This window comes from Pseudomonas sp. B22129 (assembly GCF_044218875.1).
Lineage (GTDB): Bacteria > Pseudomonadota > Gammaproteobacteria > Pseudomonadales > Pseudomonadaceae > Aquipseudomonas.
In genome coordinates this window covers 6,086,097-6,110,193 of the sequence record NZ_CP162592.1, presented here as the reverse complement: position 1 = coordinate 6,110,193, position 24,097 = coordinate 6,086,097, and the positions used below count along the sequence as shown (strand labels likewise).

The window sequence follows — 24,097 nt, the reverse complement described above, 5'->3', positions numbered from 1 at the left end:
GGCGTAGCGCTAAGGCGGCGTAGGCTGCCAGTAGATCGTTTGGAGTACAGTCATGCTGATGTTCCTGTAGCTCAAGGGGTATGCGGAGCAAAAGTATACAATGAAGCCATCGTCGATTGCGACCCGCTGGCAGGCTCTGCATGAGCTACGTCAGATACAGGCTTATTCAATGGGTATACCTGCGGGCAAGGCTTTGTTTTCCACCCGTTTTTGTCTGAGCTGGTCTGCGTGCTGAGAGGTGAGTTGGCCAGACGGTTACGTTTCCGCAACGGAATATCTGCGTTCAATGACTTGCCTGACGGCTTCTGCTTTGAATTCCGGCATGAATCGTTAAGTGCTCTAAACTTCCTCCTATGCTCAAAGCGTAGGCTAGAAATGTCTATAATGTCGTGGGGACAGTGCAATGAGCTTGCAGCATATCTAAAAAAACCGAGGCGATTCAATTGAAGTTAATGAAGGCCTTATATCAAGTGTAGGCGCACGCGCGGCTAAGGATACGTGGACTGCAGCCCGGAATGGTGTCGACGCACCCGGGCTGCATACAGGTTTACATCAGTGACACTAGCTCTTTTTGACGTTCCAAGACCAACCTCCAGCTATCGAGATGAACAAATTCACTGCAGCAGCTGCATTCCTCGCATGACTGGAGGTCTGCTCTATTTGTGCGCTGTATAGCTCACGCTGAACATCCAATCGCTCGGATAATTCGATAGCGCCAGCCCGATATTTGTCACCAGCGAGATCCGAGGCCCGTTTCAATTCAACGGCAGCGCTAGTCAAGCGGGCATCTTCATCCTTAATCCGTGAGAAGCCTACGATTGCATTTTCCACGTCCTCAAGAGCCATCAACACGGTTTGTTGGTAATTCGCCAGCCGACCGGCTGCTTCAGCGTCCGCGGCCTCGATTCGACTCTTCACTCGCCCCGCGTCGAGAAACGACCAGTCAATACCAAGCAAGGTTAGGTTGGACTCTGCGGAGTTAGAGTAGAGCGAACTTCCGTTAAAAGCATACGTACCGATAGCGGCTCCTAGGGTAACCCTTGGGAACAGATCGGCAGTGGTTACCCCGATCTGTGCTGTAGCGGCGTGTAGAGTATGTTCGGCCGAAGCGACGTCAGGACGCCTGCGGATGACGTTCGCTGGGGTATCTGCTTTTATTGTCTCAGGCACTGACGGCATAGCAGCCTCACCTGGCAATAACGAATCATACGAAGCAGGACTCATACCAGTCAGAACTGCAAGCCTGTGCTTATCGATGGCGATTTTCACCTCGAACTGTGGAATGCGCGCAAGGGTAGTATCCAACTGAGCCTGCGCTCTAGACAGCTCGTAAGTTGATCCCCGCCCTGCATCCAACCGTCCCTTAACGATATCCAAAGTTTGTCGCTGACTTACTGCGTTAGCCTTCGACAGTTCGAGCATCCGTTGGGCCGCACGCAAATCTATATAAGTCGTGGCTACATTGCTTACCACCACGACCTGAATTGCCTTGAGATCACTCGCCTTGGCTTCCACCTCCGATCGCTTCGACTCCAATGACCGCCTTACTCGGCCAAAGAAATCTAGCTCCCAACTAAGTGAGGCTTTGTGGGAGTAAACATCATTACTGCGGGAGGTCCCGTTGGCTTCATCTGAGCTCAGTCGCTGATGCCCCGCATCTGCCGACATTGTGACGGTTGGTATCTGGTCAAACTTGGCGGCGCGTAATAGAGCATTTGCCGCATCAAAGTTCGCTAACGCCGTGCGAAGGTCGTAGTTCTGAGACAAAGCTTGCTCCACCAGTTCAGTCAACTGGGGGTCATTGAATTGCCTCCAGAACTGGTAGTCTGCGGCCTCATCGCGCGAGGCCACGTTCGGACCGCTTATATTTGTAAAGGACTGTGGCAAAGCAGTAGTTTCGGGCCGGGAGAAATCTGGCCCCACGGTGCATCCGGCTAACAACACTAACAGCACTGGGAGTGAGTAGCTTTTGAGATTAACCATGAGTGAGGCTCTCCTTCTCATGTGCCGCCATGCTTGATGGGTGGTCAGGAATAGTTGCACCAAGCTTCCTCATCGCCACATAGAACACTGGGGTCAGGAAAAGGCCGAAAATGGTCACACCCAGCATCCCACCGAAAACAGTTACGCCTGTCGCGTGACGAACTTCACTACCTGCTCCGGCCCCGATTAAGAGCGGTACGGCGCCGGCAATGAACGCGATCGATGTCATGACGATGGGTCGCAAGCGCAGTCGACATGCTTCTAGCGCCGCTTCGATGGTCCCACGTCCCTGCATTTCCAGCTCGCGAGCAAATTCGACGATCAAAATCGCGTTCTTGCACGCCAGCCCCATTAGTACTACTAGGCCGACTTGGACGAAGACGTTGTTATCTCCACCCGCAAGCCAGACGCCTACAAGTGCAGCGAACATACAGACCGGCACAATCAGAATGACTGCTAATGGCAACGTCCAGCTTTCGTATAGTGCAGCCAGCACCAGGAATGCAAGCAATACTGCAATGGGGAACACAATGATGGCTGTGTTGCTCTGGGTTACTTGCTGATAGCTGAGGTCCGTCCACTCTAGGTCGATGCCTCGAGGTAAGGTGCGAGCGGCGATTTCTTCAAGCTTCTTGATAACGTCGCCGGATGACATGACTTTGGGATCTGCATCGCCAATCAAATCAGCTGCGGGGAAACCGTTGAAGCGCATGACCGGGTCGGGCCCAAACGTCGAAGAAATATTAACTACTGCGCTCAGTGGCACCATGCCCCCTTGAGCATTACGAACGCGAAGGTTACCGACGTCTTCAGCGGTTTGTCGGAAGCTGGAATCGGCCTGAGCAACGACGCGGTAGACCCGTCCAAACATGTTGAAGTCATTTACGTAAACGGATCCCAGATAGGTCTGAAGAGTGTCAAAAATTGCAGGCAGCTCTAAGCCCTGAGCTTGAGCTTTAATGCGATCAACCTTCACCTCCAATTGAGGGATATTGGATTGGTAGGAACTGACTGGGAAAGTCATGCCCGGAGTGCTAGCTACTTCAGCTTGAAATTTATCCAGCGCCTCCTGCAGCGCGGCATACCCTAGGCCACCACGGTCCGTCAGGAACAGCGAATATCCCGAACCATTACCTAAACCCTGGATTGGCGGGGGCAATAGCGCATAGGCGGCACCGTCTTTGATCGCTGCAAACTTTGTGTTCAGTTCCGCGTTGATGTCCTCTGCGCTTCGTGTGCGCTCACTGAAAGGCTTGAGGAGGACATAGGACGTTACCAGGTTCGGCGTTGCAGTATTCTGCAGCGCATTGGAGCCAACATACGAGTTGGCATAGTCCACTCCATCAACAGTCATAGCGATTGCAGCCATCTCTCGGGCCACAGCGTCAGAGCGAGAGAGCGATGCTCCGGGAGGTAGAGTCGCACCTGCAAAGAGATAAAGCTTGTCCTGATTGGGAATGAAGCCGGTCGGGATTGTGTTGAAGAGCAGTCCAGTCACACCTAATAGTGCGGCGTAAACAACGAAAACTGGTCCTTTGCGCGGAAGCAACCTGGCGATGCTGCTCTCATAACGCTCCGAGCTGTGATTGAAAAATCGATTGAACGGCCGCAGCAGCCAACCCAAAGAAAAATCCATCCATCGGGTCAGCCTATCTTTCGGGCTATCGTGATGGCGCAACAGCTTGGCTGCGAGTGCTGGGGAAAGGGTCAGGGAGTTGACCGTCGATATCACCGTTGAAATTGCGATGGTGACAGCGAACTGCTTGTAGAACTGGCCTGTCACTCCGCTCATGAATGCCATGGGTATGAAGACTGCACACAGAACTAGGCCGATCGCCAGAATCGGACCCGAAACCTCCCGCATAGCTTGGTGCGCGGCTTGTAGCGGCGTCTGGCCAAGCTCGATATTTCGCTCAACGTTTTCGACTACCACGATTGCGTCGTCGACGACGATGCCAATCGCCAAAACCATGCCAAACAGTGTGAGTGTGTTAATTGAGTAGCCGAACAGGTACAAGAAGGCGAAGGTGCCAACGATCGACACAGGCACAGCGATCAATGGAATGATCGAGGCTCGCCACGTTTGCAGGAAGATTACTACTACCAAAACGATCAGGATCATGGCCTCGAACAGCGTGTGCTGTACCGCGCTAATCGAGTCGCGTACGAACAAAGTTGGGTCCCAAACACTCACGTATTTGACCCCCTCTGGGAAGTCTTTCGACAACGCGTCAAGTTTCGAGTAGACCTTGTTGGCGACGTCAATTGCGTTAGCCCCAGGTGTCAAGAATATTCCGACTGCAACCTCTTCATTTTTCCCCCGGAATACTCGCATCGTGTAATCGCCAGAATCCACTTGAATACGTGCGACATCGGAGAGCCGAGAAATCTGGCCATCACGTCCTGATTTCAGGACGATATCGGAAAACTCCTGCTCCGTTTTCAGCCTGCCCTGGACGTTGATGGAAATCAGAAAATCCGTATTTTGTGGAGAAGGTTCAGCACCGAGTTGCCCCGCTGAGACCTGGACGTTCTGCTGGCGAATGGCATTGATCGCGTCTTGAGCAGTGATGCCGCGTGTTGCGAGCTTATTTGGATCAAGCCAGATCCGCATTGCATAATCACCGGAGCCATAAAGCACAACATCGCCAATCCCCGGGATACGAGCCAGCTCATCCTTCACATGTAGGCGGAGATAATTTCGCAGATACAGAGCGTCGTATTTCTCACTGCTGGAATACATGTCCACGTACATTAGCGGTGTCGGAGATTGTTTCTGCGTAGTTATACCGTATTGGCGCACCGATTCGGGCAGACGTGAAAGAGCCTGGCTTACCCTGTTCTGGACGCGCACAGCGGCCGTGTCAGGGTCCACCTTTGAATTGAAGGTGACGACAACCTGCAGCGTGCCATCGGAACTGGCAACCGATTTCAGGTACACCATGTCCTCCACACCATTGATGGCTTCCTCCAGCGGCACCGCCACCGATTCCGCGATCTCTTTGGGGTTAGCACCTGGATATGTCGCCTTGACCACCACGGTCGGCGGAACAACTTCTGGGTATTCGCCAACCGGCAACAGCGGGATTGCTATCAACCCAGCTGCGAAAATAACGATCGACAGGACAATCGCGAAGATTGGCCTGTCAATAAAGAATTTTGAGAAATCCATGGGGCTGGCCTTTGCAGTTTATTTCGAGCTTTCGTTGGCACTAGAAACTTTTATGCCGATATTTTCGGGACCAAGTAAATTGGGAGAGACAGGTGTTCCGGTTGCATAAATCTGTTGAAGGCCGGAAACCACCACTCGATCAGTCTTTTCTAGACCGGAGGTGATAACACGCTTATGCCCAACTAGCTTTCCAAGCTCGACATAGCGCTTCTCGGCTTTATTGTCGTCGCTCAATGTATAGACGTATTTCTTATCTTGATCACTCAAGATCGCTCGCTCGGGCACCAACGCCATCTCTTCAGAGCCGCCAACGGAAAGCTCGACTTTGGCGTAAAGGCCAGGTGTCAACATTCTGTCTGGATTTTTCAAAGTCGCTCGGGCTCGGATAGTACCGGTGGCGGAATCAACTTGATTATCGACAAACGTGAGGTCGCCTTCATACGGGTAGTTCTCATCGCTTGTCAGACCAATGCGCACGCTGGTTGCCTGAGACGCTTTAAGCCGCTTCTGGTAACTCAGGAAGCTCTGCTCATCTGGATCAAAATAAACATAGACAGGGTCTTGAGAAACTACAGACGTTAAAACTGACTGGTCGGCGACCGCCAAATTCCCTACTGTCAGCTGTGCTCGGCTCGTGCGCCCGTTAATAGGCGAACGGACCTCGGTGAACTCAAGATCCAAGGTTGCAGTTGTTACTGCGGCTTCAGCAGCATGCACTTCTGCGACGCCTTGCTCATAGGCTGCAAGCTTCTGCTCAGCCTCTTCCGTGGAAATGGCATTAGTTTTGACGAGCTGTTGAGCTCGATGATTCTGCTGCTTCGCAAAAGCGAGGGAGGCGCGGGACTGCTCCAATCGAGCTTGGGCACTGGCCAATGCGGCTCGATATGGTCGCTGGTCAACGATGAAAAGAAGGTCCCCTTTTTTTACTTCGCTTCCTTCTTGGTACGCGACCTTAGTGATATAACCACTGACGTGAGGGAGGATCGAAACCGTCTCCACAGCTCCAACACGGCCATTAAATTTATCCCATGGTTTTACTTGCTGGACGGTTACACTGACCACATCAACAGCCGGAGAGGCTGCTAGTAGTTTTGATTCAGCTTCTTTATTACAACCACTGATAAGCAGAAAAGTGGCAGCTAAGCTAGTAGCTGCGACTGAGGAGGCACGCACGGAGTTTTCCTTTTTACATCGATAGGGTGATCAAAAATTTAAAATTACTCAGCAGAGCTTCCTTCACGCTGGCTGCTTGCGCTGCTAGCATTCTTGGTCAATTCTTTAGAAACTTTCAGTTCACGCTTTTCGCGATCCGCCCGAACTTTCGCGTGTTGAGCGAAAGTGGCTTTTTTTTGCTCTTTGAAGCGCTCTGCGGCTTCTGCACCGTCTGATGCGTGTGCAAACACTGGCAGCGCCAAGACAATAACAGCGAATGTTTTAGCAATAATTTGCATAATAACTCAATAAAAATTTTGCTCACAGAAGTACGCAAAATCAAAAAAATTATGTTATAGAAAGTGTTTGATAGCTATTGGCAGGAAGGAAAGTTATCGTGAACTACCAAACACCCTAAATTTTGGAGAGGGTATTACTTCGGCTGCATGGCGAAGCCGACGCCGAAACGGTTCCAAGCGTTGATAGCTGCAATCACAAACGTCAACTCTGACAACTCCTGCTCGTTGAAGTGAGCGGCCACCTCATCGTAAATCTCGTCGGGCGCATGCTTTTCCGCGACAAGGGTGAGTGTTTCGGTCCACAGCAGTGCAGCGCGCTCGCGGGCATCGAAGAAAGGAGTCTCTTTCCAGGCACTCACTGCCATCAGGCGGCGTGTGGTTTCACCTGCTTTCGAAGCATCGGCAGTGTGCATATCGATGCAGTAGGCGCAGCTGTTGATCTGCGAAGCGCGAATCCGAACCAATTCTCGCAACGACGCTGGCAGTATAGATTGGGAGACCGCCTTTTCCAGACCCATCATGGCTTTCATTGCCTGAGGGGCAGCTTCATAGTAATTGATACGTTTGTTGCTCATAATATACTCCAGTTATCCGCCACATCGATGGCATAGGGAAAGTTTAGTAAAACCATGATCTCGGATAAACTAGGTAAAATCGTTTTATTTGTACGGATGGACAGACAATGGCGCTAGATCGACTGGCAGCGATGCGAGCGTTCTGCCGCATAATAGAGGTTGGAAGCTTCAGTGGAGCAGCAGACTCCTTGTCCCTTGCCAAGACGACCATTTCGGGTCAGGTGCTGGCCCTGGAAACTCTGCTTGGTGTCAAGCTCTTGCACCGCACCACCCGAAAGGTATCCTCGACACCAGAGGGTGCTGCCTACTACGTAAGAGCGCGAGCGGTGATAGACGATGTAGACGAACTGGAGGCGTCGACATCACAGAGCCGATATGTCGTGAGGGGCCGAGTGCGTGTCGAGATGGCGTCTCCCGTTGGGATCTTCTTCTTAATCCCTGCACTCTCGAATTTCGCTTCAGAGTTTCCCGAGATTCGCCTCGATATAGGCTGTAGCGAACGTGTCGTCGATTTGGTCCAAGAAGGCGTAGACTGCGCCATCCGAGCTGGAATGATTATGGACCAGGATCTCGTATCTCGCGCGATTGGGCAGATGAGATTCTGTTTTTGCGCCTCTCCAACATACTTAGCTGGCGTTGGTCCTATCCAGAGTCCGGCAGAGTTGCCACATCACAAGCACTTGGGCTTCAAGTTTCCGGCGACAGATAAGCGTTTTATCCCAACTCTTACGCGGGGAGACGAAAGCTTCACCCTAGATCACCAACCATCCATGTATTTCAACAATGGCAGCGCAACAGCCGCCGCAGCCGTCGCGGGACTGGGTATCGCATTTCTTCCCACCGCTGAGGCCGTCCCTCACTTCAATACTGGGGCCCTGGTAAGAGTGCTGGCTGACTGGCATATGACTAGCATGCCTATATCGATAGTGTACCCTTACACCCGGCATCTCTCTGCTAGAGTTCGTGCGTTTACCGATTGGGTGACCACGCTTATGGCCAACGACCCATTATGGTCGCTATCGGAATGAACGTGAGCTCAAGTGTGGCGACGAATGAGTTCACTGAGTCGATCGCAAGACACTTTTAAGTGTCGGTTCGAGCTGGTTGTAATGCCGAGCATTAAAGCTGCCTCAGCACGCTCTGGACATGAGTACCAAGGGCTAAGGGCTCCTGGAGACATCCCAAAGATTGATGCCTCCCGAGCGATTTTAAGATCTGGAGACCCTGTTGGCAGTTTCAGTAGCACAGCTAAGCCTGCGGTGGAGATCTCAGCACGTACGTCGCTGTTGGCAATTGTTTTCAGCAGCTCATCTCTTTGGGTGCAGTAAAGCCTTTTGGCCCGACGCAGATGTCGGAGGTAATGGCCTTGGTGGATGAATTTCGCCGTGGCGAGCTGGACGGCGGGTCCTGGTGCTGGGCTAAGACATGTAGCAATTTCACTCAATCTCGGAGCCAAAGTTGGAGGCGCTACCACGAATCCCAAGCGAATCGTTGGGCTCAACGTTTTGCTGAAGGAGCCGATGTGAATGACACGGCCATCGCGGTCCAGCGAAGCGAGCGCAGAAGCGGCTCGGCTCTCCAGCTGCAGCTCGCTTAGGTAGTCATCTTCAATGATCCAACCACCAGATTCTGTTGCCCACCTCAGCAGACTCAGGCGTCTAGCTAATGAAAGCGTCATACCCAAAGGAGCCTGCTGGCCAGGGGTCAATAGCGCCAATGCGACATCACTTTCGAGCTTCCTCGCCTGTTCGACATCTAGGCCTTCCGAATCTACTGGGATGGCAATGGGCTTAAGACCGGCAAGCTCTAAACCTTTTCGAGAAAATGGGAAACATGGGTCCTCAATCCAGGCGCTACGGCCTCTTAGATCCAGCGCTTGTAATGCCAAACCTAGCCCCCCGGCAAAGCCGTTGGTAATGATGATCTGAGATGGAAGACACTCGATGCCTCGAGCAATGGCAAGGTATGCCGCGATCACCCGTCGTAATTCGAACTCACCGCGTGGATCCGGGTACAGGGCCGAACCGCGACGCTCTGAGTGCATTGCATGGGACCGAATTTGACTGAACAGCTTCGCAGGTACGGTTTCATGAGCCGGAACACCTAACTGGAAGATGGCCGGACCTGCCGTAAACTCCTTGTAGAGTTCCATGAACCCTGTATCAGGCGGCTGTATAGTTTCCTTCAAAAGAATAGCCGGGCGATCAGAAACCCTCGTTCCAGCGCTTCTGGATGCAACCACCAACTGTGCATCCATTAGCATTTCATACGCAGCGCGCACTGTGCCTCGCGACACCCCAAGCTGCGCTGCTAGGTCAACCCAAGAGGGAAGCCGTGCACCTGGAGACAATACTCCTGACTCAATGGCTTTTGTGATTGATCGCTGGATTTGCTCGGTCAGTGGTGTGCGTATGGTTCGGTCGAGCTGAAAATTTAGAGTCATGCGTTCCGTTCCGTTAGACCTGGGAGGTCGGCGTGGTACAAAAAAATAATGCTTTTTTGGGGCTTTTTCATACACCAGCTAGTGTGAATACTGAGCTTCCACCCAGTCCATGAGGACGCAATAATGAAGCATTTCAATCTCACAGTTGCTCTTTTCAGTGGCGTTTTGCTCATAAGCGCGATGTCGGCTCAAGCGCATGGCCAGAGTGAAGTGGTGAAGCCAAACTTTGAGCACGCCATACCGAATATTCCAGGAAAATCGTTGGTCGCAGTTGAGGTTGAATACGCCCCAGGAGCTGCCTCGCCATCCCATGTTCATGCGAAATCCGCTTTCATCTACGCCTACGTAGTGTCGGGGTCGATCGAGTCGCAGGTGAATGACGGACCTAAACAGATCTTTAAAGCAGGCGAAAGCTGGTTTGAAAATCCAGGCTCCCGTCATCCTGTGAGCCGGAACGCAAGCAAGACCGAACCGGCCAAACTACTTGCGGTATTCGTCGTTGACTCCAATGACAAAGCGCTCACAACCCCCGTTAAAAACCAGGGTGAGGAGTAACCTCATGACTAGGCGGCTCGACTACAACCAACTCGCCCCTGCAGGAGTGAAAGCGCTGGGCAGTGTCTACGGCTACGTCATGCAAAGTGGCTTGGATGAGGTACTTGTTGATCTGGTCTATCTGCGCGTTTCGCAAATCAACAACTGCGCTTACTGCTTGGATATGCATACCCGCGACCTGATCAAAAAAAGCGTTAAGGTCGAAAAAATAGCGTTAGTCCAAGCGTGGACTGAGGCAGGTAATCTTTTCGACACCCGTGAGCAAGCAGCTCTAGCGTGGGCTGAGCAGGTCACTAAGGTCGCAGATACGGGGGTTTCTGACTCTGCATATGTTGCAGTAAGGAAAGTGTTTGAGGAGCGTGAGCTGGTGGATCTCACAATCGCTGTCAGCTTGATGAATTCCTACAACAGAATGGCTATTAGCTTCCGGAACATACCGCAAGCCTTGCTGGACCATCACTGAGGATACGAACTATGAAAATCTTGATCGCTGGAGCAACTGGCGCTGTAGGTGTCCCACTGACTCGGCTGCTTTGCGCAGCTGGTCATGAAGTTACTGGCATCACCCGAGCAGGTGCTGGGGTAGATATTCTTCGAGGGATCGGCGCAAAACCCGTCGTCGTTGATGTATTTAACACGGAATCAGTGCGTGACGCTATCCGGGACGCCAAGCCTGACGTAGTCATTGACCAATTGACTCTCCTCCCTGCAGATCCTGCCGAACTCATTAAGTACATGCCGAATGACACTCGGCTGCATCAAATAGGTGGGAAGAATTTGCTCTCTGCAGCTGAAGAGTTTGGGGTTAAGCGTTACATCATGCAATCGCGCGGGTTCTATCTCCAAGCGGCAGAAGGCGAGTTAGCTGCTGAAGACGCCAAGTTGTGCATTGATGCACCTGGCGTCGTTGGAGAAAGTGCAAGAACCTTTCAGGCATATGAAGACGAGATTTTGGCAAGCCAAGCTCTGACCGGGGTAGTGCTGCGGTACGGATTCTTCTACGGACCTGGTACTTGGTACCACCCGACAGGCGCTATTGCAGAGCAAGCGAGGAAGGGTGAGTCGGTGATCATCGGCCGAGGGAACGGAGTGTGGTCATTTGTTCACCTGGATGATGCAATCGAAGCGACCGTGGCAGCGCTACACAGTGAGTGCGGAGTATACAATATCGTCGATGATAACCCACTCCCAGTTAGTGAGTGGCTACCGGCGTTCAGTAAGTGGGTGGGAGCGCCATTACCTGGCTCCATAACAGCAGAACAAGCCTTGCGCACCGTTGGCTCAGAAGCTTTATTCTACAATGAAGCAATTCGTGGTGCCTCAAATTTGCGCGCTAAAGAGCTGCTGGATTTCAAGCCTAGACGTTTGCTGTGGCTCCAGTAACTCCCGAAATTTCATATGTCAATGCAGTTAATTAATGCAGATAAGTCATGCGATTGATTTCAATCCACACGTTTGTATAAGGTAAATGGTCTATTTAGTACGCTGCCGCGTAAGCGCCCGGCCAACTCACCTTCCTGGCCCCGACGCCAAAGGCGATGGTGTCCACCTAAAAATGAACTGACCCCACAAAGCTGGACGATTACATGCCTATACCTGAACGGCCTGAGTTCTATATGCAACAGGGCTCAGGCCGTTTAGCTTCAGCTTGATACGCGAGTGATTGTAATACTGGATGTACTCGTCGATGCCTGTCTGAAGCTCATCCAGATCGCTAAATCTATTTAGATAAAAAAACTCTGACTTCAGCGTACCGAAGAAACTCTCCATGGCCGCATTGTCGTAGCAGTTACCTTTTCTCGACATGCTTGGCGTGATTGAGCGTTCCTTAAGAGCCTTTAGATAAATTGGCATTCGATACTGCCAGCCCTGGTCTGAATGCAAAACCGGTTTTTCATGCGGCTGAAGCCGCTTGAATGCACCTTTGAGCATCTTCCCGATCATGTCGAACAGCGGCTTTCTGGCAATCTCGTAGGAAATGATTTCGCCGTTGTACAGATCCAAAACGGGAGACAGATAAAGCTTCTGACCTCCAACTTTGAACTCAGTAACGTCGGTCACCCACTTTTGATTGGGGGACGGCGCTTCAAACTCTCGCTTCAAAAGATTAGGCGCTGCCTTGCCTACCTCGCCTTTGTAAGCTCGGTATTTTTTCACACGCACTAAGCTCTTGAGCTGAAGTTGTGCCATCAGTCGCTGAACCGTCTTGTGATTGACGAGATGGCCGGCGCTTCGTACCGCAGCCGTTATCCGACGATAGCCATACCGGCCCTTGTGCTCATCGAACGTAGAACGAATCTTGTCTTTCAGCTCGGCGTACTTATCAGCCGCTTGCAGCGCCTTTTGCTGATAGTAAAAGGTGCTGCGTGCCAAACCGGCAAACGTCAGCAGACTTTCTAGAGAGTGCAGCGGCCTCAGTCCTATTACGATTTGCGCTTTTTCTGCTGCGCTACTCGTTTCTTCTCCTGGACCAAGGCATCGAGCTTTTTTAGGTAGTCGTTTTCCATCCGCAACTGCTTCACTTCAGCAAGCAATTCATCGCGTGAGCGCGACTCGTCATCAGGTGAGTTGGGTTGAACAGGAGGAATGGAGGTTGGCATTTTTTTCGGACGTCCGGCTCTATCAGGCTGCTTGGTAAGGGCATCAAAACCGCCCTCATCATAGCGGCGCTCCCAGAGACCGATGATGTCGAATTTACGGATATCGAACAAGGCCGCCGTCTGTCGATAGGACAGCTGCTCCTCACGCATACGCTTCAAAACAGACAGTTTGAAGTTGTTGCTGTAGCGCTGCAGCCTTTTCTGTTTCAGCCCAGCAGCGCCATGTACCTGATAGGCCGCAACCCATTGGCGAAGGGATGAAAAGTCCACATTGTGACGGTGTGCAACATCCCTCAAACCCGCGCCACCGGAACAATAATCCTGCACTGCTGCGAGTTTTGCTTGCTCTGTGTACTTACCCATGACGCCCCCAAAGGTTGTGTCCAGCCTTTGGGGGTCAGTTCAAAAATACGTGGACACCATCGCCCTTAATTCAAGGAACACCACGCGTCAGCGCACCCCTTATCCCAGACCCTTCAAGGCCCAATTTGTCCAGGAATGCCTGGGCCCCGATGTATCCATTGCCAGCGTGGCACTGCGGCACGGCATCAACGCTAATCTAGTTCGCAAGTGGATACCTATCTATCGTGACCAGCAGGCTTGCGCCTTGCCTGCATTTGTATCGTTGAAACTTGAGACCGCTGCGGCGACGCCTGCTCGGCAGGATGTAGCCCGCATCGATATTTCTTCCGGGCAGCGAACATTCACTGTGAACTGGCCGACCTCCGACCCGGACGGCTGCGCCCGCTTCATCAGCAGCCTCTCCCGATGATGCGCATCGACGCCATCTGGCTCGCCACCGAACCCATGAACATGCGCGCCGGCACGGACACAGCCCTTGCCCGCGTGGTCGCCGTATTCGGGGCTGCGAAGCCACACTGCGTTTATCTGTTCGCCAATCGCCGCGCCAATCGGATGAAGGTACTTGTGCACGACGGCGTGGGTATCTGGCTGGCCGCACGCCGCCTGAACCAGGGCAAGTTCCATTGGCCTGGCGCGCATCGAGGTCATGAAGTTGAACTCTACACCGAACAACTGCAAACGTTGGTGCTTGGTTTGCCGTGGCAACGGGTCGGTACAAGCGGCGTAATTACCTTGATTTAGTCCTGCCTTTCAGCGGTGGCGGATGAGTTGCTTTGGTAAAATCCACAGCATGACCTCCTCGCCCAATCTCGACCAGATGACGCCCGATCAACTGCGCGCACTCGCTATGCAGTTGCTGTCGAAGGTCGATACCATGGGCAGAAAGATCCAACGCGACGAGACGATCATCGAGCAGCTCTCTCACAAGATCGCCACCCTCAAACGCCACAAGTTCGCCAAGCGCAGTGAGTAGATCAGCCCGGCGCAAGGCAGCTTGCTGGATGACGTGCTCAACACCGACCTTGAAGCCATCGGCGCCGAGTTGAAAGCCCTTCGTCCTGCCCCGGCACCGGACGATTCACGCCAACAGCCCAAGCGCGCGCCGTTGCCACCGCAGTTCCCACGTACCGTTATCCATCACGAGCCGGAGAACACCGAGTGTACCTGCGGCTGCCAGCTTCAACGCATCGGCGAAGACGTCAGCGAGAAACTGGATTACACGCTAGGCGTGTTCACCGTCGAGCAGCACGTGCGTGGCAAGTGGGTCTCCCGTCAGTGCGAAACACTGACTCAAGCGCCGGTGCCGGCACAGGTGATCGACAAAGGCATCCCCACTGCCGGCTTGTTGGCCCACGTGATGGTGGCCAAGTTCGCCGACTACCTTCCGTTGTACCGGCTGGAAAAGATCTTCGGCCGTGCCGGCCTGGCAATCCCGCGCTCGACGCTGGCTCGGTGGGTCGGCCAAACCGCCGCACAACTGCAACCGCTGGTAGATGCATTGCGCGAAGCAGTGCTGGCCCAGCAAGTCGTCCATGCCGATGAAACACCGGTGCAGATGTTGGCACCGGGCGAAAAGAAAACGCACCGGGCGTATGTCTGGGCCTACTGCACCACCCCGTGCTCGGCACTGAAAGCGGTGGTCTACGACTTCAGCCCCAGCCGCGCTGGTGAGCATGCGCGTAACTTCCTTGGCACGTAGAACGGCAAACTGGTCTGCGATGACTTCACGGGTTACAAGGCAGCTTCGAGCTGGGCATCACCGAAATCGGCTGCATGGCCCACGCCCGCCGCAAGTTCTTCGACCTGCATGTGGCGAACAAAAGCCAACTGGCAGAGCAGGCACTGCACTCGATTGGCGGTTTGTACGAGGTTGAGCGGCAAGCCAAGGAAATGGGCGATGAAGATCGCAGGCGATTACGCTAGGAAATGGCAGCGCCCATCGCAAAGAAACTGCATGAATGGATGCTGGCTCAACGCGAGCTTGTGCCTGAAGGATCGGCTACAGCTAAGGCTTTGGATTACAGCCTGAAATGCTGGGTAGCGCTGACGCGCTACCTGAATCATGGTGCTGGGCCTATTGACAACAACGCCGTGGAGAACCAAATCAGGCCGTGGGCGCTCGGTAGGTCGAACTGGCTCTTCGCTGGATCGCTGCGCAGCGGTAAGCGAGCTGAGGCGATCATGAGCCTGATACAGTCGGCGCGCATAAACGGGCATGATCCGTATGCATATCTCAAGGATGTGCTGATGCGGTTGCCGACGCAGAAAGCCAGTGAGATTGAGCAACTATTGCCGCATTAACGGATGCCAATTCAATGAGCTAGGCATGCTCACTGCTCACTGCTCACGTGCGCAGCTCTGTCGGCAGGTGCAATGCGTGGGCCAGGAATCAGGGTTGCTGCTGGCTTTTATCTGTAGCCAACAGCGCCATAAGCTCTTTTTCTTCGATCTTCGATCCCATCGCAAGAAGGAAGACTTTGAACACAATCCCGCTAACAAAGCAGCGGACAGTAACGGTGAAGAACCACGACACCGCTAGGTCTGCGACCAGAAAGCCGCTCTTGATGAGTGCGGGTTGATAGAGCAAGGTTAGGCCTAACACGACCCAGTGTTTCATGCAGTAAAAGCACTGAAACAGATACCCGACTGATTGTCCGGTTTCAATGGTTTGACTGACTGCTTTTGTGTTGAATTCTGGCACGAGTTAGATGCAGGCCGAGCAGGCTATTGCGCATCACCTCATTCTCTCTGACCAGTGCCTTGAGCGATAGTTAACTGGCCTGAAGGCCTGGGTGTTGGGATAGCCGCAGTTGCCGCACATGACAGCGAACTGCAGGTTGGAGAGAGCCGCGCAGCGGCTTGACACTGCTGACGAATGCCTGTCCCAGTCAGGCAGCTAGGTATCCGATCCTGGGACATTGCGTGCAGATTCGGGCACCGGCTCGTCCCAGAACGCCACCAGCTTTGATTTAAACACTTTGAGTATGGCGTCGCCGTAGTGATTGATCGTCGTGGCCAGGGCGCTGAGGTCCACCGCTGGCAGGGGTGTGTCCCGCAACGTTCCCTGCACGCGTCTGATCAGCCTTGAGCAGGATGAGTTGCGAGCTTCGGGAAAACGATGCAACTGAAGATCGGACAGGTGGGTCTAGCGTTAGCCTTGCAGCGTATCCGGTTTTCTCGGCCAGAGGCTTTTAGTGGGCGTGTTCTGGCCCTTGAGCAGCAATGCGGCTGCTTGGATGTCGCGCGCCGCAGTACCAGTTCCTGTGACACCTACACGATGGGTGGGGCGCGGCGAACAGGAATCCGGCCTGTATTTGCTTAGTGCTGAAGGGGGCCCAAGGGGGCTGGCAGGGTGCTCATAAGGCCACGATCCTGGTTCGAGGAAAGTGGCCAGTGGGCTATAACGGCAACTGCTGCGTTCGGTAGTTGGGTATCGCACGCAGAGCCGGTGGGTCAGTGCTGGCTTGGCAGGTACTGCGGCCAGCCGCCGGCTAGGGCGACGAACAGGTCCACGGCGCTGGAAGTGCTGCGAGCCTGGCTATCGGCTTGCGAGAGCTGGGCGTCGTACATCGAACGCTGTACATCCAGCAACTCGAACAACTCGATGGCACCGGCTTGGTAGCGGGCGTTGGAGAGAGTCGCGGCGGTTTTCCAATCGTTCGCCGCGCTTAGGCGCCGGGCATTTTCCTCCTTGTTTCTGGCAAACCGCGCCTGGGCATTGTCGACATCCTCCAGCGCCCCCAGCACGGTCTTCTGGTAGCTGGCCAGTTGGGCGGCGGCCTCTGCATCGGCGGCGGCGATACGGCTCCTGACCCGGCCGACATCGAGGAACGACCAGTCGATGCCCAGCAACGCTAGGTTCGACTCGCTGCCAGCGGCATATAGGCCACCACCGTGGAACGCGTAAGTGCCTAGGGCCGCCCCAAGGCTGACGCGGGGGAAAAGGTCGGCGGTGGCCACGCCGACCCGCGCGGTGGCGGCGTGCAACCGGTGCTCGGCGGCGGCGACATCCGGTCGGCGCCGGATGATCTCAGCAGGGGTGCCGGGCTCGATATCCTCCGGGATCGCTGGCATGTCGCTGTCTTGCTGCAACTGCGCATCCGGCGCTGTCGGTGTCAGCCCGGCAAGTACCGCCAGGCGGTGGCGATCCACCGCAATCCGCGCCTGCAACTGCGGGATGCGCGACAGCGTGGTCTCCAGTTGTGCCTGGGTCCGGGACAGGTCGTAGGTCGAGCTGCGCCCGGCATCCAGCCGGCCCTGCACGATAGCCAGCGTCTGCCGCTGGCTGTCGGCATTGGCCCTAGAGAGTCTGAGCATTTTCTGCGCGGCCCGTAGGTCGATATAGCTGTTGGCCACGTCGCTGACCACAGTGACCTGCATGGCTTGCAGTTCGTTGGCCCGGGCCGCGACCTCGGAGCGTTGTGATTCCACCGAGCGGCGTACCCGCCCTAGCAGGTCCAGTTCCCAGGTTAGCGAACTTTTGTTGCCATAGAGATCATGGCTGCGGGCCGCGTCATTGGCCTCGTCTTTGCTGACTCGCTGATGACCGGCCTGGGCCGACATGGTGACCGTGGGAATCTCGTCGAATCGGACCTCGCGCAGCAACGCATTGGCCGCATCGTAGTGGGCCAGGGCCGTGCGCAGGTCGGGGTTGGCCGCTAGTGCGGCCTTTACCAACCCCGAGAGCTGCGGGTCGGCAAAGCGCTGCCAGAATGCGTCGTCGGCTGCGGTGGTCGGTGCCTGCACTTTAGTCGAATTGTCCTCGTGGGCAAAGGCATTGGGTAGCTCCGGAAGCTTGGGCCGGTGAAAGTTGGGTCCCACCGTGCAGCTCTGCAGCAGGACCAGCAGCAGCGGCAGGACGCTATGCTTCTTAGCCATGGCTCGGTTCCTCCTCGGGATATGGCGTCAGGTTGGAAGGATGGTCGGGCAGGGTGGCGCCAAGCTTGCGCAGCACCACGTAGAATACCGGCGTCAGGAACAGGCCGAATAGTGTCACCCCGAGCATGCCGCAGAACACCGTGACACCGGTGACATGGCGTACCTCGCTGCCGGCACCGCTGCTGACCAGCAGGGGGACGGCGCCGGCGATGAAGGCCACCGAGGTCATTACGATCGGTCGCAGGCGCAGGTTACAGGCCTGCAGCGCTGCGGCAACGGTGTTCTGACCCTGCATCTCCAGTTCGCGGGCGAACTCGACGATCAGGATGGCGTTCTTGCAGGCTAAGCCCATTAGCACCAACAGACCCACCTGTACGAAGACGTTGTTGTCACCGCCCACCAGCCAGACGCCGCTGAGAGCCGCGAACATACAGACCGGTACGATCAGGATCACCGCGAGCGGTAACGTCCAGCTCTCATAGAGAGCGGCCAATACCAAGAAGGCCAGCAGCACCGCAATTGGGAAAACGATCACTGCTGTGTTGCGCTGGTTCACCTGCTGGTAGCTCAGGTCGGTCCACTCCAGTTCAATGCCTTTGGGCAGCGTAAGCGCGGCGATCTCCTGCAGCTTCTCGATGACTTCACCGGAGGATAATACGTGGGGGTCGGCGTCACCGATCAGGTCCGCTGCGGGAAAGCCGTTGTAACGCATCACTGGATCGGGGCCAAATGTTGGTACGATATCGACAACGGCGCTGATCGGTACCATCTCCCCGTGCACATTGCGCACCCGCAAGTTACCGATGTCGGCTGGGGTCTGGCGGAAGCGGCTGTCAGCCTGTGCCACTACCCGATACACGCGACCGAGTATGTTGAAGTCGTTGACGTAGACCGAGCCCAGATAGGTTTGCAGGGTCTCGAAGATTGCGGTCAACTCCACCCCCTGAGCCTGCGCCTTGGTGCGGTCCAGCTTTACTTCAAGTTGCGGAATGTTCGACTGATAGGAACTTACTGGAAAGGTCATTCCCGGCGTCCTGCTCACCTCTGCTTGGAATGCCTCCAGTGCTTTCTGTAGGGCCGCATAACCAAGTCCGCCGCGGTCTATCAGAAACAACGAATAGCCCGAGCCGTTGCCGAGGCCCTCGATCGGTGGCGGCAACAGTGCATAGGCACTGCCGTCCTTGATCTGAGCGAACTTTCGGTTGAGTTCGGCATTGATGTCCTCCGCAGTACGCTTACGCTCCGAGAACGGCTTGAGCAATATATAGGAAGACACTAGGTTGGGCGTTGTGGTGCTTTGTATCGCATTCATGCCAACGCTGGATTTGGTAAAGTCTACCCCGTCGACGGTCGAGGCTATTTCCGCCATTTCACGGGCGACCGCTTCAGAGCGGGCCAGCGAAGCCCCTGGAGGGAGCGTGGCGCCAGCGAATAGGTAAAGCTTGTCCTGGTTCGGGATGAAGCCGCTGGGGATTGCGTTGAACAGCGCACCGGTTGCGAGCAGCAATACAGCATAGATCGCGAACACCAGTCCGCGCCGTGGCAGGATTCGAGCAATGCAGCCCTCATAGCGGTGCGAACTGCGGTTGAAGAAACGGTTGAACGGGTGCAGCAGCCAGCCCAGGGCAACGTTCATCCAGCGCGTCAGGCGGTCCGGTGGTACGTCATGGCCACGTAGCAGCTTGGCTGCGAGTGCCGGCGACAAGGTCAACGAATTGATCGTAGAGATCACCGTCGAAATTGCGATGGTCACGGCGAACTGCTTGTAAAACTGACCGGTGACGCCGCTCATGAACGCCATCGGAACGAACACCGCACACAACACCAGCCCGATGGCTAGGATCGGTCCCGAAACTTCGCGCATAGCCTGGTGGGCCGCCTTTAGTGGCTTGAAGCCCAATTCAATGTTACGTTCGACGTTCTCTACTACCACGATGGCATCGTCAACTACGATGCCGACCGCCAGCACCAACCCGAACAGCGTCAGCGTGTTGATCGAATATCCCAGCAGATAAAGGAACGCGAATGTACCTACGATCGACACCGGTACCGCAATTAGTGGGATTATCGATGCCCGCCAGGTCTGCAGGAACAGTACCACCACCAGCACGATCAGCATCATTGCTTCGAGCAGGGTATGCTGCACGGAGTTGATCGACTCGCGCACAAACACCGTGGGGTCCCAGACGCTCTTGTACTGCACACCTTCGGGAAAGTCCTTGGACAGGCTATCGAGTTTGGTGTACACCGCACTGGCCACTTCGAGGGCATTGGCACCTGGGGTGAGGAAGATGCCTACCGCTACTTCCTGTTCCTTGCCGCGGAACACGCGCATCGTGTAATCGCCCGAATCCAGCTGCACTCGTGCCACATCCGAGAGCCGGGTAACCTGGCCGTCGCTGCCGGTCTTGATTATGACGTCGCCGAATTCCTTCTCGGTCTTGAGGCGTCCCTGGACGTTGATGGAAATCAGGAATTCGTTATCCTGCGGCGATGGTTCAGCGCCCAGCTGACCGGCAGAAACCTGCACATTCTGCTGGCGGACCGCGTTAATTGCGTCCTGCGCAGTGAGGTCGCGCGCGGCCAGTTTGTTCGGATCCAGCCAGATGCGCATTGCATAGTCGCCGCCACCAAAGAGCATCACATCGCCGATGCCGGGGATGCGCGACAGTTCGTCCCTGACATTTAGGCGCAGGTAGTTGCGTAGGTATAATTCATCATACTTGTCGCTGTTCGAGAACAAGTCGATGTACATCAGTGGCGTCGGCGACTGTTTTTGGGTAGTGACACCATACTGGCGCACTGACTCGGGCAGGCGCGACAGTGCCTGGCTGACGCGGTTCTGCACCCGCACCGCGGCGGTATCCGGATCGACCTTGGCATTGAAGGTGGCGACCACCTGCAGGGTGCCGTTGGAGCTGGAGACGGACTTCATGTAGATCATGTCTTCTACGCCGGTGATCGCCTCTTCGAGGGGCACGGCGACCGAGTCGGCAATTTCCTTGGGATTGGCACCAGGGTAGGTGGCCTTCACTACCACGGTGGCGGGCACCACTTCGGGGTATTCACCCACTGGCAACAGCGGAATTGCCACCAAGCCCGCGGCAAAAATGATGATCGACAGGACTATCGCGAAGATCGGCCTGTCGATGAAAAACTTGGAAAAGTCCATGGCTGGAACCCTTGACTGTTACTTAGCGCTTGGCGCGAAGCTGGGAATGTTGAGTTCGCTTTTGTCTGCTGGCATGACATGGGGTATGACGGTCGTGCCGCTGGCATGGATGTTCTGCAGGCCGGAGACGATTACGCTGTCGTCGGGTTCTAGGTCAGCTGTGATGACGCGTTGCCGGTCGATCAGATTTCCGGTTTTGACATAACGTTTTTCCGCCGTGTTGTCCTTGCCTAAGACGTAAACATAATGCTTGTCCTGGTCGGTCAGGATCGCACGGTCGGGGATTAGCATGGCCACTGCAGGCTCACCAACGGACAGTTGCACCCTGGCGTACAGGCCCGGAATTAGTAGGCGATCGGCATTGTTTACTGTCGCGCGGGCATGTACCGTACCAGTGCTCGCATTGACCTGGTTGTCGATAAAGCTCAGCTCACCTTGGTACGGGAAGTCTTCGCTGTTGGCCAGGCCAATCCTCACTGAGGCCTTTCCAGAGTTTTTCAGCGCCTGCTGATAGTTGAGGTAACTGTGTTCGTCAGGGTCGAAATCGACATGTACCGGATTTTGCGACACCAATGATGTCAGTACCGACTGATTTGCTACGGCCAAGTTGCCAAGGGTCAACTGGGCTCGGCTGGTGCGGCCATCGATGGGAGCGCGCACCTCGGTGAACTGCAGGTTCAGCGTGGCATTGGCCACCGCCGCCTCGGCGGCGTGCACCTCCGCCAGACCTAGCTCGTGGGCGGTATGCTTCTGCTCAGCTTCTTCTCGGGATACCGCATTGCTCTTGAGCAGTTGTTGGGCCCGTCCGTCTTGCTGGTCGGCGAAGGCCAGCGCGGCGCGGGCCCGTTCTAGTTGGGCTCGGGCGCTGTCCAGCGCGGAGCGGTAGGGACGCTGGTCGATCACGAATAGCAGGTCGCCCTTTTTCACCTCGCTACCCTCGCGGTAGCCCACTTGAGTTATATAACCATCCACCCGTGGCAGGATGGCCACGGTTTCCACGGCGCTAACCCGACCATTGAAGCTGTCCCAGGTCATGACCTTCTGCAGGCGGACGTGTTTGGCCTCGACGACTGGGGCACTGTTGGTGGTGGGCGGGTTGGGTTTTTGGTTGCAAGCACTGAGCAACAGCGCGGTGGTGATGATTACGGGAATGCTGGCTGAATTGACGCGCACAGGATCATCCTAACTCATAGTGTATGGAATAATAGTGTTAGTGGCTGGGAAGTCTGTCGTTGAATGGATTTATGCCGGGGGCCTGTTTCTTTTCCGTTTCCTGTTTGCTGACTTCCTGTTTGCTGACTTCCTGTTTACTAACATCCTGTTGTTGAGCGGGTTGTTGCTGGGTGTCTTCAAGTTGCCTGGCGAACATCGCCCGGGTTCTTTCGTGAAAGCGTTCCAAGGCTTCGGCGCCATCGGAAGCGTGGGCGAAGATAGGGAATGTGCAAATAAGCACAGCAGCCAACTTAGGAATTGTATTCATCGGTCTTCTCAAATGACGCGCACAGTGAGGCGCTAAATTGAATTCAGTTCGCAGCGAAGTTCGGTTTATTCAGGTGTACAGGTAAGGTAAGAGGGTTAGGGTCTCCTGGATAATGGCGCCTCGCCAGGCGGCGAGGTGGGCAATAGTAGGCGTCTGTTCGGTTATACCTATAGCAAATTTCTGACAAAACTCGCTGACCAATCGGCGCCACTTTGGCTTTAAAAAATCCCGCGATTAGCTATCTGCGTTTTGCCTGCCGGCACTTAAGCTAATGCCCTACAGTCCATTCGTGGCCACTCTGGTACGAGCTCCCGTGGGCGACTCTGCGTGTGCTGTGGCGCACTTTAGGAAAAAACCGCCACTGGATAAACCCCGCCGGCCCGTTTTATTCTTACGGAAATTCGTACAGTGGAATTTGACCGATTGGAGGCGATGCCGGGGTTCTATCGGATCATCGAAGTGGACTTGACCCCACATTCCGGACATCGGCACTCTATTAAATTGATGCCTCAGCCATGCCCCACTCCGGCGCTGATTGATCATGAAGGTTGTCCGGGGACAGCGTGCTTTTGGTAGTGAACTGTTGAACACTAGCGGTCGCCACCCATGGTGCGATACGTATCGTGTGGGCCCAATGCCCACTGCAGTGAATGCTTGACGTAAATGATGGTTCGAACGATCGGTAGCTTCATGACGCTGTACTCATGGCCGGATGCACTGGGTTCTGGTTGTCCCGCCGGGGTCGAAGGTTTTCTCTTCGCTCATCTACTACCTTGAGGCGTCAGGTGCTGTCACTGATCACCTCGCCTGGCCGAGTCAGGTAGATATTAATCAATCGCGTGCTTCCGGTGGGGGTAATAGACAGGAAGGGCCCTGCGCCTCGGTGTTCGAGACCGACCAGCTGAAAGGCTGAGGGTCTTGCAGGATGGGCGGGGCTTCTATCGGTGCGAGTTTCGATTTATAGGGAGGGGCTTTGAGGGCGGTTGGGATCGCTTGAGCCTGAGGTATGCTCATTTTCTGCAGTTTGCCGTCAAGCGACTCAAGGTTGGCTTCCACTACCAAGAGATCGCCAGCAGTTTCGAATGAACGAATGACGTAAGTTGCAGCTTCTTGGGCCTGCGTTGTCCTGCTTTACACAGCGTCGATGCGGCTCGATAGCGCTTGCTGGCTGCCATACGCCATGTCGAGTCCATCGTCGATCGTACTCACACTGCTCTGGAGGGCGTCGATGGACACTTTCTCTGAGGGTCCATCAGGGTGCGAGACAGAGTCGGCAACTGGTACTCGGAGCGCGATGATAGCGCGCAGAATGAGCGGCCCCGCAGCAATGGGCGGATATCACGGATCGGTCATTTTATGGGGGGCACGAGATCGAGTAAACCCTCGCGAAACTATGATTCTGTTTCAGCAGGAAATACGTAGCCG

General features: G+C 54.9%; 18 protein-coding genes and 1 pseudogene. 7 read left to right on the top strand and 12 right to left on the bottom strand.

What is annotated here, in order from left to right:
• Positions 1–561: 561 nt before the first annotated feature.
• The 5 genes from AB4P94_RS27705 to AB4P94_RS27685 form a co-directional block, all read right to left on the bottom strand.
• Positions 562–1,983, bottom strand: coding sequence for an efflux transporter outer membrane subunit (locus tag AB4P94_RS27705; protein ID WP_016970273.1), 1,422 nt, complete (start codon positions 1,981–1,983; stop codon positions 562–564).
• Entirely contained in the window at positions 1,976–5,155 is a 3,180-nt protein-coding gene (locus AB4P94_RS27700; protein WP_016970274.1) for an efflux RND transporter permease subunit, read from the bottom strand. The genes AB4P94_RS27705 and AB4P94_RS27700 overlap by 8 nt, the downstream gene beginning before the upstream one ends.
• An 18-nt stretch (positions 5,156–5,173) precedes the next feature.
• Positions 5,174–6,328, bottom strand: coding sequence for an efflux RND transporter periplasmic adaptor subunit (locus AB4P94_RS27695; protein WP_080519966.1), 1,155 nt, complete (start codon positions 6,326–6,328; stop codon positions 5,174–5,176).
• Positions 6,329–6,372: 44 nt separating this feature from the next.
• A complete protein-coding gene (locus tag AB4P94_RS27690) occupies positions 6,373–6,606 on the bottom strand; it encodes a hypothetical protein (RefSeq protein WP_016970276.1) in 234 nt (77 codons plus the stop codon).
• Between the two features lie 134 nt (positions 6,607–6,740).
• Positions 6,741–7,181, bottom strand: coding sequence for a carboxymuconolactone decarboxylase family protein (locus AB4P94_RS27685; protein ID WP_016970277.1), 441 nt, complete (start codon positions 7,179–7,181; stop codon positions 6,741–6,743).
• Between the two features lie 107 nt (positions 7,182–7,288).
• Between AB4P94_RS27685 and AB4P94_RS27680 the strand changes: the two genes are divergently transcribed.
• Complete coding sequence (locus AB4P94_RS27680; protein WP_016970278.1) at positions 7,289–8,209, top strand: LysR substrate-binding domain-containing protein; 921 nt, start codon at positions 7,289–7,291, stop codon at positions 8,207–8,209.
• Between the two features lie 8 nt (positions 8,210–8,217).
• Here the strand turns inward: AB4P94_RS27680 and AB4P94_RS27675 are convergent, their stop codons facing one another.
• Complete coding sequence (locus tag AB4P94_RS27675) at positions 8,218–9,624, bottom strand: PLP-dependent aminotransferase family protein (protein WP_025999953.1); 1,407 nt, start codon at positions 9,622–9,624, stop codon at positions 8,218–8,220.
• Between the two features lie 123 nt (positions 9,625–9,747).
• Here AB4P94_RS27675 and AB4P94_RS27670 point away from each other — a divergent pair, with 123 nt between their 5' ends.
• From AB4P94_RS27670 to AB4P94_RS27660, 3 genes are read left to right on the top strand one after another with little or no spacing between them, the layout of a single operon-like run.
• Positions 9,748–10,179 (top strand): cupin domain-containing protein, encoded by a 432-nt coding sequence (locus AB4P94_RS27670; RefSeq protein ID WP_016970280.1) that lies wholly within the window; start codon positions 9,748–9,750, stop codon positions 10,177–10,179.
• A gap of 4 nt (positions 10,180–10,183) precedes the next feature.
• Positions 10,184–10,642, top strand: a complete 459-nt coding sequence (locus AB4P94_RS27665; RefSeq protein WP_016970281.1) for a carboxymuconolactone decarboxylase family protein — start codon at positions 10,184–10,186, stop codon at positions 10,640–10,642.
• 11 nt (positions 10,643–10,653) lie between these two features.
• The gene (locus AB4P94_RS27660) at positions 10,654–11,562 is read left to right on the top strand and encodes an NAD(P)-dependent oxidoreductase (RefSeq protein ID WP_016970282.1); all 909 of its coding nucleotides are present in this window, start codon (positions 10,654–10,656) and stop codon (positions 11,560–11,562) included.
• A gap of 207 nt (positions 11,563–11,769) precedes the next feature.
• Here the strand turns inward: AB4P94_RS27660 and AB4P94_RS27655 are convergent.
• Positions 11,770–13,142, bottom strand: a protein-coding gene (locus tag AB4P94_RS27655) for an IS3 family transposase (protein ID WP_100831525.1) whose coding sequence is annotated in 2 segments (ribosomal slippage) — positions 11,770–12,671 and positions 12,671–13,142 — 1,374 coding nt in all. Because the reading frame shifts where the segments join, the coding sequence is not laid out codon by codon here.
• Between the two features lie 49 nt (positions 13,143–13,191).
• Here AB4P94_RS27655 and tnpA point away from each other — a divergent pair.
• From tnpA to tnpC, 3 genes and pseudogenes are all read left to right on the top strand, one after another.
• On the top strand, positions 13,192–13,551 hold the full coding sequence (tnpA, locus tag AB4P94_RS27650) for an IS66-like element accessory protein TnpA (protein ID WP_157786651.1): 360 nt from the start codon (positions 13,192–13,194) through the stop codon (positions 13,549–13,551).
• Positions 13,548–13,883, top strand: coding sequence for an IS66 family insertion sequence element accessory protein TnpB (gene tnpB, locus AB4P94_RS27645; RefSeq protein ID WP_016970285.1), 336 nt, complete (start codon positions 13,548–13,550; stop codon positions 13,881–13,883). Before tnpA ends, tnpB begins: the two co-directional genes overlap by 4 nt.
• A gap of 49 nt (positions 13,884–13,932) precedes the next feature.
• A pseudogene (gene tnpC / locus AB4P94_RS27640) lies at positions 13,933–15,443 on the top strand (IS66 family transposase).
• A gap of 88 nt (positions 15,444–15,531) precedes the next feature.
• Here tnpC and AB4P94_RS27635 read toward each other — a convergent pair.
• The 5 genes from AB4P94_RS27635 to AB4P94_RS27615 all read right to left on the bottom strand — a co-directional run bounded on the left by AB4P94_RS27635 (position 15,532) and on the right by AB4P94_RS27615 (position 22,672).
• Positions 15,532–15,843, bottom strand: a complete 312-nt coding sequence (locus AB4P94_RS27635; protein ID WP_157786652.1) for a DUF1360 domain-containing protein — start codon at positions 15,841–15,843, stop codon at positions 15,532–15,534.
• Between the two features lie 752 nt (positions 15,844–16,595).
• Positions 16,596–18,020 carry an efflux transporter outer membrane subunit gene (locus tag AB4P94_RS27630; protein ID WP_016970291.1) on the bottom strand — a complete coding sequence of 475 codons (1,425 nt, stop codon included), beginning with the start codon at positions 18,018–18,020 and terminating at the stop codon, positions 16,596–16,598.
• Positions 18,013–21,192, bottom strand: a complete 3,180-nt coding sequence (locus AB4P94_RS27625; RefSeq protein WP_016978935.1) for an efflux RND transporter permease subunit — start codon at positions 21,190–21,192, stop codon at positions 18,013–18,015. The genes AB4P94_RS27630 and AB4P94_RS27625 overlap by 8 nt, the downstream gene beginning before the upstream one ends.
• Positions 21,193–21,210: 18 nt before the next feature.
• Positions 21,211–22,365, bottom strand: coding sequence for an efflux RND transporter periplasmic adaptor subunit (locus AB4P94_RS27620; RefSeq protein WP_016968923.1), 1,155 nt, complete (start codon positions 22,363–22,365; stop codon positions 21,211–21,213).
• Between the two features lie 37 nt (positions 22,366–22,402).
• On the bottom strand, positions 22,403–22,672 hold the full coding sequence (locus AB4P94_RS27615) for a hypothetical protein (protein ID WP_016968922.1): 270 nt from the start codon (positions 22,670–22,672) through the stop codon (positions 22,403–22,405).
• Between the last annotated feature and the right edge of the window lie 1,425 nt (positions 22,673–24,097).

What these genes read in the sequence shown, in the direction of transcription:
- AB4P94_RS27705 (WP_016970273.1), bottom strand. Translation starts at nt 1,983, where the DNA reads ATGGTTAATCTCAAAAGCTACTCACTCCCAGTGCTGTTAGTGTTGTTA.
- AB4P94_RS27700 (WP_016970274.1), bottom strand. Translation starts at nt 5,155, where the DNA reads ATGGATTTCTCAAAATTCTTTATTGACAGGCCAATCTTCGCGATTGTC.
- AB4P94_RS27690 (WP_016970276.1), bottom strand. Translation starts at nt 6,606, where the DNA reads ATGCAAATTATTGCTAAAACATTCGCTGTTATTGTCTTGGCGCTGCCA.
- AB4P94_RS27685 (WP_016970277.1), bottom strand. Translation starts at nt 7,181, where the DNA reads ATGAGCAACAAACGTATCAATTACTATGAAGCTGCCCCTCAGGCAATG.
- AB4P94_RS27680 (WP_016970278.1), top strand. Translation starts at nt 7,289, where the DNA reads ATGGCGCTAGATCGACTGGCAGCGATGCGAGCGTTCTGCCGCATAATA.
- AB4P94_RS27675 (WP_025999953.1), bottom strand. Translation starts at nt 9,624, where the DNA reads ATGACTCTAAATTTTCAGCTCGACCGAACCATACGCACACCACTGACC.
- AB4P94_RS27670 (WP_016970280.1), top strand. Translation starts at nt 9,748, where the DNA reads ATGAAGCATTTCAATCTCACAGTTGCTCTTTTCAGTGGCGTTTTGCTC.
- AB4P94_RS27665 (WP_016970281.1), top strand. Translation starts at nt 10,184, where the DNA reads ATGACTAGGCGGCTCGACTACAACCAACTCGCCCCTGCAGGAGTGAAA.
- AB4P94_RS27660 (WP_016970282.1), top strand. Translation starts at nt 10,654, where the DNA reads ATGAAAATCTTGATCGCTGGAGCAACTGGCGCTGTAGGTGTCCCACTG.
- tnpB (WP_016970285.1), top strand. Translation starts at nt 13,548, where the DNA reads ATGATGCGCATCGACGCCATCTGGCTCGCCACCGAACCCATGAACATG.
- AB4P94_RS27630 (WP_016970291.1), bottom strand. Translation starts at nt 18,020, where the DNA reads ATGGCTAAGAAGCATAGCGTCCTGCCGCTGCTGCTGGTCCTGCTGCAG.
- AB4P94_RS27625 (WP_016978935.1), bottom strand. Translation starts at nt 21,192, where the DNA reads ATGGACTTTTCCAAGTTTTTCATCGACAGGCCGATCTTCGCGATAGTC.
- AB4P94_RS27615 (WP_016968922.1), bottom strand. Translation starts at nt 22,672, where the DNA reads ATGAATACAATTCCTAAGTTGGCTGCTGTGCTTATTTGCACATTCCCT.